We start from the raw sequence: 11,713 nt of genomic DNA on the forward strand, positions 1-11,713 counted from the left end.
ATGACTCAGACGCTTAATCATTTATCTCTAGGCTACTGCGTCTATCCGTGAATCTCAGTAAATTCTTAGTAAGGGAATCGCTTCTGGTACCAGAAAATTATGAAGATTGCAAGATGTATCATACCCCTCAGTCAATTGATAGCGGGTAATTTCCACTTTTTCCTTACAGAAAAGGCATGAACATCGCTCACGCTTTTACCTATGAGCAACTTGATTATCGTCAAGTGGGGCTAAATAGGCACAATTGTGCTGCTGTCTGAATCAGGCGTTTGAAGCGTAGATAGCTATGCAGCGCATACAGATGACCCACCGCAACAGACCCGATCGCGCCGCCCCCTGTCAAAATATTCCGAATGATCGAGCCTGCGATCAGAACTGATTCGATGATGCCTAATTTCTATTAGGCTAGATTTTAACGAACTATTAAGTTATTTGGCTTAACCTATGGATGGGTTTTAGCTAAATTTGTGGATAACTGGAGAGGTGGTTTTTGATGACTTCTGACATTAAGACTGAGCTTATTTCTGAGTCTCTTCCTAAAGTGGCTCTTGCGATTCTGCATCAAGAGGGCAAGTTTTTGATGCAGTTACGGGATGACAACCCGGCTATTTTTTATCCCGGACACTGGGGCTTTTTTGGCGGACATCTAGAGCCGGGGGAGGATTCCGAAACAGGTGTACAGCGCGAGTTAATAGAAGAACTCAGCTATTGTCCGCCGAGACTAACTTTGTTTGATTGTCATCAAGATACCTACGTCACTCGCTATGTCTACCATGCACAACTAGATAAAGCATTGAATGAACTGGTTTTAGGAGAGGGGATGGATTTGGATTGGCTCACGCCGGAAGATATTGAACGGGGCGATCGCTACTCTGCCAAAATCAACCAAGTGCGCCCTTTGGGAAAACCCCATCGAGAGATTTTGCTCAGCTTTATTAAGAGTGCAAAATATCCAAAACTCGAAACCTGAAACCCAAACTCTACGCCAATCTATGTTTTAGCCAGAACGCCAAGAGGGGCATAGTGATACGGTAACCATACTCAGCCCCATAGACTAAGCCTTTTTGTTGGAGGCTAGCGATCGCGCCTTGTAATCCGCCGCCGCGAGATAAATGATGCTTTTGAATATATTCTCGCGAATGGGGGCTATCGGTTGGGTCAAGCGCCAGACTTTCGAGCAGTCGTACTTGGCTAGATGGCAGCAGCATTAATAAAGCCTCAAAGGTTCGTGCCAAGTCTTCCACTAGTGCGAGGGTGCTGGTGTGAACTTGCTCTGGTTGGATCAAATGCGGCAAGGAAGAAGCTGGGAATGAAGCGTGAGAAGAATTGCAGGGAAGAGCGGCTGAAAAGTGATTCACCTCAGCAATTTTTGTAAACGGGTGATTTTGCCAAAGACGGCGCATCAGGGCGATCGCATCGCCAAAATTGCCCTGTACATAGGACAGAAACAACGTCAGCGCTTCAGGTTCAAAGGTGAGTCCTTGAGTTGCCATGGTTTTCTCTAGCCAAGGCTGAAGATCTTCCGATTTCAATGGACCTAATAGCACGACTTGCAATTCGCTCTGGTGCATCCAACTTTCGGGAACAGTGGCAATAAAGGCGTAGCTGACCTGCGGTTGCCGTTGAATTTCTTGACGAAGATAGTTTTCCCACTGCTGCGATCGATCCCAAGATCGAATGTGAGGAAAGTTTTGAAACACAATTACAACGCGGCAGATTAGCCATTCTGCTAAAGTTTGGGGCAATCCTAGCAGGGTTTCCAATAACAACCATTCATCAACTTCTTGCCAAACTAGCTGCGTGCCATAAGCAGTCTGTTCTAAGCGAATCGGTTGCTGGGCACTCCACTGTTGAATCAGCGATCGCTCTGCCACCGACTCAAACGCTTGTAGCAACCCTTCGGCAAACAGATGTAAAAAGCGATCGCTATCGGTGGCTCTTAAACAGTCAATTTCGATAATCCGAGCATCCACCTGCTCAGCGGCATACCGAACTAGGGTACGGCGACCACTTCCAGGCACTCCAGCGATTAATAAGTCGCCATCTGTCGCCAAAACTTGGCTGACCTGATTTAGCTCTGCTTGCCGACCGACTAAGTGTTCAATAGCAAAAAAATGGTCACCCATAAAGTTAATGAAGGGCAAGTCAAATAACGGAATACTGGGCAAACCTTAGCCCTATAGCGGCTTAACTTTTGCAAAGTTCGCACTATATAATAGTGCTGTCAGGTAAAATCCTAACACGCTACTCAACTGCTGATTGCTCTGTAACACCTTGCTCTTACTTTCCTATGACAATCCATCCCTCTTCCAATCCCGCTGTACCTTGGCATTCAGCGAGTGTAGATAAAACTCTAGAGTCTTTTCAAAGCGATCGCCAGGTTGGGTTAACTACCTCCCAAGTTGCACAAAGCCGTGAGCGGTATGGAGTCAATGAGCTTGAAGAAGTTGCTGGACGTAGCCCATGGCAAATTCTGCTAGATCAGTTCACCAACATCATGCTGATCTTGCTGATTGCCGTGGCAGTCGTGTCAGGCGTGTTGGATTTTATGAGTTTGCAAGCTGGCAATCTCAAACCGGACGAAATTCCCTTTAAAGACACGATCGCGATTCTGGCGATTGTAGTCCTGAATGGGATGTTGGGCTATTTCCAAGAGATTAAAGCCGAAAAAGATTTGGCAGCCCTCAAGCGGATGACTTCTTCACGGGTGCGAGTCATTCGCGATGGCAAACCTACAGAGATAGACTCTAAGGACTTGGTGCCAGGAGATCTGATGATGCTGGAAGCCGGGGTGCAAGTGGCTGCTGATGCTCGATTGATTGAGGAAGCCAATCTGCAAGTCCGTGAGGCAGCGCTGACTGGGGAAGCTCTTGCAGTAACCAAAGCGGTAGATGTGGAGCTACCAGAAGATACTTCTTTAGGTGATCGCACCAATTTGATTTTCCAGGGAACCGATGTGGTGCAGGGAAGAGCCAGCGCGATCGTCACCAACACGGGCATGAAAACCGAGCTTGGACGCATCGCCACCCTGCTGCAATCCGTTGAATCAGAACCCACGCCCTTGCAGCAGCGGATGGATCAACTCAGCAAAGTCTTGGTAACAGGGGCATTGGTGTTAGTCGCGATCGTTGTTTTCGGCGGCATCTTGTATCTAGGGTGGGACGCATGGCAAGAGCTATTGGAAGTATCCCTAAGTATGGCAGTGGCGATCGTGCCCGAAGGGTTACCCGCCGTTATCACCGTCACTCTTGCCCTAGGCACCCAACGCATGGTACGGCGCAATGCCCTAATTCGTAAACTACCCGCCGTAGAAACCCTTGGTTCCGTCACCACCATTTGCTCCGACAAAACGGGTACGCTCACCCAAAACAAAATGGTTGTAAAACTCTTGGATACTTGCACAACCTCTCTAAGAGTTAGCGGCGAAGGTTACGATCCCTTGGGCAACTTCTACACAGTCACCGAAAAGCTAGACTCTGCTCTTCCAGTTACCCCAGAAGACGAACCTGAACTGCTTAATTTGCTCACAGCTTGCACAGTTTGTAACGATGCGGTTTTGCAAAAAGAAGCGGGACACTGGGTAATTTTAGGAGATCCTACTGAAGGAGCGTTGCTATCGGTTGCAGGTAAAGCTGGCTTCCAAAAAGATCTACTAATAGATAAACTGCCGCGAAATGCTGAAATTCCTTTTTCATCAGAACGCAAGCGCATGAGCGTGATTGTTGAAGTACTGAACACAGAGCAAGTAGCTACCACCAATTCATCTCACTACATGATGTTCACCAAAGGATCGGCAGAGCTAATCCTAGAACGCTGCACCAAAATTCAGGTAGGAGATGAAGCTCAACCGCTAACGGCTGATCAACGCAGTAGAATCCTAGAGCGCAACAACCAGATGGCACAACGGGGGCTACGTGTTTTGGGGTTCTCGTGCAAACCGTTGACAGCGGTTCCAAACACGCAAAATGAAGATTCTGTAGAACAAGAACTCGTTTGGCTGGGTCTGGTAGGAATGCTAGATGCGCCCCGTCCTGAAGTTCGAGCGGCTGTGGCTCGTTGTCGTTCTGCTGGAATTCGCACCGTGATGATTACAGGTGACCATCAGTTAACGGCAAAAGCGGTAGCAGAAGACTTAGGCATTGTGCAGGTTAATGACCAAGAAACTACTGACCAACCGACGCGGGTTTTAACCGGACGCGATTTGCAAGCCATGTCTGATCCTGAAATTGATCAGATTGTCGAGCAGGTGAGTGTTTATGCGCGAGTTGCACCAGAGCATAAGCTGCGAATTGTGCGATCGTTGCAGCGCAAACACCACATTGTTGCCATGACTGGGGATGGGGTGAATGATGCTCCTGCCTTAAAACAGGCAGATATTGGCATTGCCATGGGCATTACGGGCACCGATGTTAGCAAGGATGCCAGCGATATGGTGTTGCTAGACGATAACTTTGCCACGATTGTGGCGGCAACTGAAGAAGGTCGAGTGGTCTACAACAACATTCGCCGCTTTATTAAATACATTTTGGGGAGCAACATTGGTGAACTCCTGACGATCGCAGCAGCACCGCTGATTGGTCTAGGAGGTGTGCCACTGTCTCCACTCCAAATTTTGTGGATGAACTTAGTCACGGATGGCTTGCCTGCTTTAGCGCTTGCAGTGGAACCGGCTGATCCCAATGTAATGAAACGTCCTCCTTATGATCCGCAGGAGAGCATTTTTGCTCGTGGATTAGGGGCTTATATGCTGCGAATTGGTTTAATTCTTGCCATTTTGTCAATTGTGCTGATGGTAGGTGCTTACAACTATACGCAGGGCACTCCCAACCCCGATCGCTGGAAAACAATGGTGTTCACTACGCTTTGCCTAGCTCAAATGGGTCATGCGATGGCAATTCGTTCTAGCACTCGCTTGACAATTGAAATGAACCCATTCTCCAATCCCTACGTGTTGGCATCGGTGGTGTTAACCAGCATTTTGCAGTTGATGTTGATTTACGTGCCAGCGCTCCGCAGTTTTTTTGGGACCCACTTTCTCAGCCTGAATGAGCTAGGAGTGTGCATTGGATTTAGTTTGTTGATGTTTGTTTGGATTGAAATGGAAAAATTGGTTTACCGCTGGGTTGCACTCCGAAAGAAATAACGGGCAGAATCGACCGATCGCAAGATTGAGGCAAATCCTTAACACGGGGTGATAGGCTTTGACCAGATTCTAGATCGTTGCCGTTACTCTAGGTGTCATGTATCTCCGATCGCTCCATTTACGTCAGTTTCGCAATTATTTAGACCAGCTAGTGGAGTTTTCGGCTCCTAAAACGATTCTGGTAGGCAATAATGCTCAAGGTAAGTCTAATCTGCTTGAAGCAGTGGAGTTATTATCAACTCTGCGATCTCATCGGACTGTTCGCGATCGCGATTTGATTCGAGATGCTGCCGCGATCGGTCAGATTTCTGCTCAATTAGAGCGGGATCTAGGATCGGTTGATCTCGCCATTACCTTTAGACAGGCTAGTCGCCGTACCGTGTCCTTAAATGGTCAATCGCTCCGCCGCCAGTTAGATTTTTTAGGGACGCTAAATATTGTCCAATTTTCTAGCTTAGACCTTGATTTAGTCCGAGGTGGACCCGACCAGCGCCGCAATTGGATAGACTCATTGCTAATTCAGCTAGAGCCAGTTTATGCGTCCATTTTGCAGCAGTACACCCACATTTTGCGACAGCGAAACGCCCTATTACGTCAAGCAACAGGCGTTAGCACTCAGGTAGCCCCACCAGACCATTCGCCGCCTGCTGCCGAACTTGCTCTCTGGGATGCCCAACTCGCCATTGCCGGAACGCGGGTCATTCGGCGACGATCGCGAGTGGTTCAGCGAATTGCACCGTTAGCAACCTATTGGCATCGCGAAATTAGCGGCAGTACTGAGGAATTAATCATTAGCTATGTGCCTAACGTGGAGTTGCAAAGTGATGATCCAACTACTGTACAGCAGGCGTTTTTAGCCAAAATTCAGGAGCGGGCGATCGCCGAACACTATCAACATACAACGTTGGTTGGACCGCATCGAGATGAAGTGAATTTCAGCATTAACCAAGCCTCCGCCCGACAATATGGCTCTCAAGGACAACAGCGCACCTTGGTTTTGGCATTAAAGCTGGCTGAACTCAAGTTGATTGAAGACGTAATCGGCGAGCCGCCCTTATTACTGCTGGATGATGTGTTGGCAGAGCTAGACTTAAACCGCCAAAATCAATTGCTGGATGCGATTCAAGATCGTTTTCAAACGTTAATCACCACCACTCACCTCGGCGCTTTTGATGCTCAATGGCTGAATTCTTCACAAATTTTTACGGTGAAAGCAGGAGAGGTGAAAGGTGAGGGGTAAGAAGCAAGAGGAAAGAGGCAATTAGAAAACGGCTGTAGTATAGAGAGCAACCCGTTAAGCAGTTCTTACTATGGCAAGACGTTACAAACCTCGCGAATTTGCGATCGATGCATTAGTGATGCTGTGTCTCAGCATTTTGATCAAGCTAACGGCTTCAATGTAGCGTTAAGTGGCGTTGCTAAATCTAAATATGAAAATCGTAGGGGCAATCCCTTGTGGTTGCCCTTATTCCAGCAAGGATAGGCACAAGGCGCTACCCCTACAAATGAAAATCATGCTAAGTAGGTAATGCTGCAAAAAAATTGTTTGATAGTCTGATCAGTTTTATCATCTAAACGGTGCCAATCGACCTCGCCTGTTTCATCAAAAAGAGTGGTGTCGATCGCAACGCTTTCTCCAATTGGCTCATCGGCAGCATGAGAGGTGCCATGGAGTGAGTCGTAATTTTGAAAGCAAATTTGATAACACAAATCCCAAAGGTCAACTGTAACTTGCTGATCGCCACGGGAAAGATAAAGCCAATATCCTGGGAACGGTGCCGGAAGCTGAGATAGCTGCTGTTCGATTGCTTCAGTTTGTTCCTCTGTTGCACCTTCTAGCTGACCTTGAAGCTGCATCACCTTTGCCTTCACATCCTCACTAGTGCCCTCTGCCCAAACTGGCACATCTTGATAATCACCTCTCCAACTAGAGCTTTCAAGCTGTTTTTCTAAGTTGGCAATCAACCGAATAAATGCAGGTTGCATCAGCAGTTCTGCCTGCTGCCATATCTGCATTGTTTGAAACTTAGGCATTTTACCTTCTCAAGCGATCGCGCTAATGGGGCAGTGATTCAGAAACTTAGGGTAGCGAAGCAACAGGCATGACTCAAGTTTTTGTAACAAAAGGACAGGGGAAAATTAAAATCGCGATCGCGGCAAAATAGCTTCATAGCCTTATACATATAGCAGTATCAGGAAAGGTCGAGACAACAACCGTCCGTTATTCCTTACTGCTCAAGGATCTTTGTGTCCTAATCTATTCATCCGTTGCCATACCATTCAAAGCCACCTCATTTACCCTACTATTTAGAAACTCCATCACACAACGTTATTTATGCCTGGTTCACCCCTATCTATCTATGCTTTTCCTAGTTTGATTACGAGCTTGGCACTAGTGCTGTATTCAGTTGTCACCTTAAATGTGGGTCGGGCACGAATGAAATATAAAGTCATGCCACCCGCAATCACAGGTGATCCTGGTTTTGAACGGGTGCTGCGGGTACAGCAAAATACTTTGGAACAAATGATTTTGTTTTTGCCTGCTCTATGGCTGTTTTCAATCTATGTCAGTCCCTATTGGGGTGCTGGAGTTGGAGGCGTATGGGTGATTGGTCGCATTTTGTATGCTTGGGGATATTATCAGGAAGCCAAGAAGCGTGGACCTGGATTTGGTATTAGTTTTCTGAGTGTGGTGGTTCTGTTGCTAGGGGCATTAATAGGATCACTATTAGCGTTGATGCAAGGTTAGCGATCGCCCTTTTCCCTACTTTCACTGACCTCAAAACTTAGGATAAATGACATTTACGTACGTACAACTCCGTATAATTAAGGAGTGATTTCCAGTAAAGCCTCACGAGTTTTTTGTATATTCAGATGCCTTCTTAGCAGGATTTTCACTCATTTTTGTTAGTTCAGCCAGTATGCTTGGGAAAGATAAATGCAGTTCACAGTGAACATTTTTTACTAAGCAACTATCTCTCACCTGATTCTTACAAAGCTGGTAAATTCTATGAATACAATGTTGAAAGTGACCGTTGCAACTGTTGTGGGTAGCGTAGCTGCGTTAGGGATGATTGCGACCTCCAGCGATCGCGCCAATGCTCAATCCCTAAACAGCGGTTGGAACTATCAATATGATGCAATCGGGGACGGTTCCGGCGGCAGTCAATATGACATCAAGGGCATGGCAATGAGTGTCCAAGGTGACAAGCTCTTTGTTGCATTGACAGGTGGAACTCCTTTAACGGGTGTTAAACATAACGGTGCATTAGGCGGCACTATTGGCTGGGGTGACCTATTCTTTAATTTTTCTGGCAAGAACTTCAATGATGCATCCGCATCCGGTCAACTGTTTGGCGTTCGCTTTGCAGGCTCCAATGATTCTAAGGTAGGGCTGGGCGTTTATTCTGGAGTAAAAACCACCAGTGTTGCTGTGCAAAATGACGGTTACAAAAATCTAGACCATTACTACACTGCTTCAGGCGGTGCATTCAACAAACAAAATACTCAAGGAACCGCGATCGCAACTCGTGCGGCGGCTAACAGCTACTATGGTGCAACCAGCAGCATTCAAAACGTGATTGATTCTGGCAACAAAGTGGGTGATGTCAATCTGTTGAGCGCTCAAAACCTATCCTCAATGGGGCTAAGCTTTGGCGGCGGGGCTGCCAATGACAACATTTTTGGCTTCAGCTTCGATAGAGGCGCATTGCCCGGTGGGTCTTTTATGGCAAATCTATTCCTCGAATGCGGCAATGATGCCATCGCATTTTCCGGTTCCTCTGAAGCCGCACCAGAGCCAACCACAATGGCAGGAGCAGCCTTGGGGATTGCTGCGATCGGAGGGCTAAAGCGCGCTCGTCGTCGGAAAGCAGCAGTAAGCTAAGTTTCAGAAGCCAAGTATGAATAGATTAGCCAAATCAGGGTGTTAATAACAGCAATTTTTAATCCTATAAAAGCCAGATCTTTTACCAGATCTGGCTCTTTTTTAGAAAGTTGCGGGGAGCGATCGCTAAAAGCGCTGGATAATCGCCTCAGCAAACTCAGAACACTTCAAGGGCGGTTCCACTGGCGGTTCCATCAATCGGGCTAAATCGTAAGTTACCTCACGGTTAGAGATTGCTTCGCCCAAACCTTTTTTGATCAGGTCTGCGGCTTCTTGCCAGCCCATATATTCCAGCATCATTACGCCCGACAGGATTAAAGAACCTGGATTGACTCGATCTAACCCAGCGTGTTTCGGTGCGGTGCCGTGAGTGGCTTCAAAAATAGCGCAGGAATCGCCAATATTAGCTCCCGGTCCCATACCTAGACCCCCAACGATCGCCGCTGCAGCATCCGAGAGATAATCGCCGTTTAGGTTCATGGTTGCCAAAATGGAGTATTCATCCGGACGGGTTTGAATTTGCTGAAAGATACTATCGGCAATGCGATCGTTCACCATTACTTTTTCTTTCCACTGACCTTGACCGTGGCTTTCCCCAATGTCATCCAGCACTTGCTTCACTTCCTGGCAAACAACCTCTCGTTTTTCCACAGTCAACCCATCAAAGCCAGGGTCAATCATCCGAGCATTTTCTTCAAGAGAAAGCTCTGGATTTTTTCCCTGATTGCCTAAAATCCAAGACTCACGCTCCGTAACGCACTCTGCCCGAAACTCACTGATTGCTAGCTCATACCCCCAGTCGCGAAATGCCCCTTCGGTGTATTTCATGATGTTTCCCTTATGCACCAGGGTCACCATTTGCTTATTTTTGGGCAATCTCAACGCATGTTGCATGGCGCGGCGCACCAATCGCTGAGATCCCATTTTGCTAATGGGTTTGATGCCAATACCGGCATCGAGAGGGATTCGTTTTTTACCATGTTCGGGAGTGCCAGGAATCAGATCCTCGTTGAGAATTTTGATCAGGCGATCGCACATTTCTGTTCCCTGCTTCCACTCAATTCCTAGATAAATATCCTCAGTATTCTCCCGATAGATAATCACGTCTAGCTTTTCAGGCGTTTTGTGAGGCGAAGGAGTGCCTTCATAATAACGACAGGGGCGAATGCAAGTATACAAATCAAAAATTTGGCGAAGTGCGACATTGAGCGATCGAATTCCTCCACCAATCGGGGTAGTCAATGGACCTTTAATTGCCACACCGTAAGTTTTAATCGCGGTCAGCGTATCTTCAGGCAAATATTGATAGGTTCCATAGACTTCGCAGGCTTCATCCCCGGTATAAACCTTGAACCAGGAAATTTTACGCTTTCCTCCGTAAGCAGTTGCCACAGCCGCATCAAAAACTCTCTGAGAAGCGGGCCATAAGTCAATTCCCGTTCCATCTCCCCGAATAAACGGAATGATCGGGTCATCTGGAACTACAGGCTCTCCATTTTTGAATGTAATTGTAGAACCCGTAGTTGGAGGGCTAATCTTTTCGTAAGTCATTGCTGTCGCTCCAGTATAACGGCGGGCAATCATCGGGTCAGTAAGTCACAATCTAGTGACCTGCTTCATGCCGCTCGGTTAGGTTATCTCAAGTTGGGAACTGTGAACTGTCTTTTTTGAGCAGATTATAAAATTTTCTACTAAGAATTATTCTTTGGGGCAAAGTAGATAGGAATACTCAAATTGGTTAGTTAGTTTTACTTTTTGCTGATAAATGGTTTTCCTAAAGAAAAAGTAGCAACCCGCTATTAAAGAGCTATACAGTTTGCGTTTCTTTGGGAATGCTAGATACAGCAACGGGTGAATAGGTTAGGACACAAAGATCCTTGGGAAATAAGGGATAACGGATGGTTGTTGTCTTGACCTTCTCTCGTACTGCTGTAAATCAAGCAAAACAATTGCTTCAATGTTGTTAGTACAGGCTCAAAAATTGCCAGTGAATATGATTTTCGGATGATGTCATACAGGAAATTCAGATGAAACGAGTACTCGTGGTTGATGATGACACGACTTTGCGAATGGCGCTAACGCGCTATCTAGAAAAGCGGAGTTACCTGGTGCAAAGTGTAGGGTCAGCAACAGAGGCATTGAGTGCAGTTGAAGCAGATCCGCCTGATCTGATCGTGTCGGATGTGATGATGCCTGAGATGGATGGGTTTGAGTTTTGCCGTCGATTACGGGCAACCCGTGCTGGGCAATTAGTGCCATTTATATTTCTCTCTAGCAAGGGAGAAGTAGAAGCCCGTATCCAAGGGCATTCCATGGGAGCCGATGACTATTTGATGAAGCCTTTTGAACCCCTTGAACTGCTGGCAAAAATTGAGGCGCAGTTGGAGCGATCGCGTCGGGTTCATTCTGAAATTGTGCGACTGATGCAAAAGTCAGAGTTAGAACCCTCAACAAGTTTAGTGCCGCCAGCTTTGCCGCTCACTCCAGCGGAGGAAAAAGTGTTTTGGGAAGTGGTGCAGGGCTTAACCAATAAGCAAATTGGCGATCGCCTGTTTGTTAGTCCCCGCACCGTACAAACTCATTTGAGCAATATTTTGAACAAACTTGATTTAGAAAACCGTTCTCAACTGGTTCGGTTTGCGTTTGAGCGCGGCTATAAACCCAATAGTACAGAACAAGCGTAG

At 46.9% G+C, this 11,713-nt stretch carries 9 protein-coding genes; 6 read left to right on the forward strand and 3 right to left on the reverse strand.

The window, feature by feature from the left end; all coding sequences use genetic code 11:
- Window positions 1–493 precede the first annotated feature (493 nt).
- Window positions 494–970, forward strand: coding sequence for an NUDIX hydrolase (locus AB3R30_RS00930; RefSeq protein WP_458647255.1), 477 nt, complete (start codon window positions 494–496; stop codon window positions 968–970).
- 10 nt (window positions 971–980) lie between these two features.
- Here AB3R30_RS00930 and AB3R30_RS00935 read toward each other — a convergent pair whose 3' ends face one another.
- Window positions 981–2,126, reverse strand: coding sequence for an ATP-binding protein (locus AB3R30_RS00935; protein ID WP_458647256.1), 1,146 nt, complete (start codon window positions 2,124–2,126; stop codon window positions 981–983).
- A gap of 164 nt (window positions 2,127–2,290) precedes the next feature.
- Between AB3R30_RS00935 and AB3R30_RS00940 the strand changes: the two genes are divergently transcribed.
- Window positions 2,291–5,143 carry a cation-translocating P-type ATPase gene (locus tag AB3R30_RS00940; protein WP_458647257.1) on the forward strand — a complete coding sequence of 951 codons (2,853 nt, stop codon included), beginning with the start codon at window positions 2,291–2,293 and terminating at the stop codon, window positions 5,141–5,143.
- A 97-nt stretch (window positions 5,144–5,240) separates the two neighbouring features.
- Window positions 5,241–6,383 carry a DNA replication/repair protein RecF gene (gene recF, locus AB3R30_RS00945; RefSeq protein ID WP_458647258.1) on the forward strand — a complete coding sequence of 381 codons (1,143 nt, stop codon included), beginning with the start codon at window positions 5,241–5,243 and terminating at the stop codon, window positions 6,381–6,383.
- Window positions 6,384–6,655: 272 nt separating this feature from the next.
- Here recF and AB3R30_RS00950 read toward each other — a convergent pair whose 3' ends face one another.
- Complete coding sequence (locus AB3R30_RS00950; protein WP_458647259.1) at window positions 6,656–7,177, reverse strand: hypothetical protein; 522 nt, start codon at window positions 7,175–7,177, stop codon at window positions 6,656–6,658.
- Between the two features lie 301 nt (window positions 7,178–7,478).
- On the opposite strand from AB3R30_RS00950, the gene AB3R30_RS00955 reads away from it, so the two are divergent.
- Window positions 7,479–7,892, forward strand: coding sequence for an MAPEG family protein (locus AB3R30_RS00955; protein WP_458647260.1), 414 nt, complete (start codon window positions 7,479–7,481; stop codon window positions 7,890–7,892).
- A gap of 261 nt (window positions 7,893–8,153) precedes the next feature.
- Complete coding sequence (locus AB3R30_RS00960) at window positions 8,154–9,029, forward strand: XDD3 family exosortase-dependent surface protein (protein WP_458647261.1); 876 nt, start codon at window positions 8,154–8,156, stop codon at window positions 9,027–9,029.
- A gap of 126 nt (window positions 9,030–9,155) precedes the next feature.
- Here the strand turns inward: AB3R30_RS00960 and AB3R30_RS00965 are convergent, their stop codons facing one another.
- On the reverse strand, window positions 9,156–10,580 hold the full coding sequence (locus AB3R30_RS00965; RefSeq protein ID WP_458647262.1) for an NADP-dependent isocitrate dehydrogenase: 1,425 nt from the start codon (window positions 10,578–10,580) through the stop codon (window positions 9,156–9,158).
- A 476-nt stretch (window positions 10,581–11,056) separates the two neighbouring features.
- Between AB3R30_RS00965 and AB3R30_RS00970 the strand changes: the two genes are divergently transcribed.
- Window positions 11,057–11,713: a response regulator transcription factor gene (locus tag AB3R30_RS00970; protein ID WP_458647263.1), complete on the forward strand. Its 657-nt coding sequence runs from the start codon at window positions 11,057–11,059 to the stop codon at window positions 11,711–11,713.

This window comes from Sivoneniella epilithica UHCC 1019 (assembly GCF_040830845.1).
Taxonomy (GTDB): domain Bacteria; phylum Cyanobacteriota; class Cyanobacteriia; order Leptolyngbyales; family Leptolyngbyaceae; genus ULC077BIN1.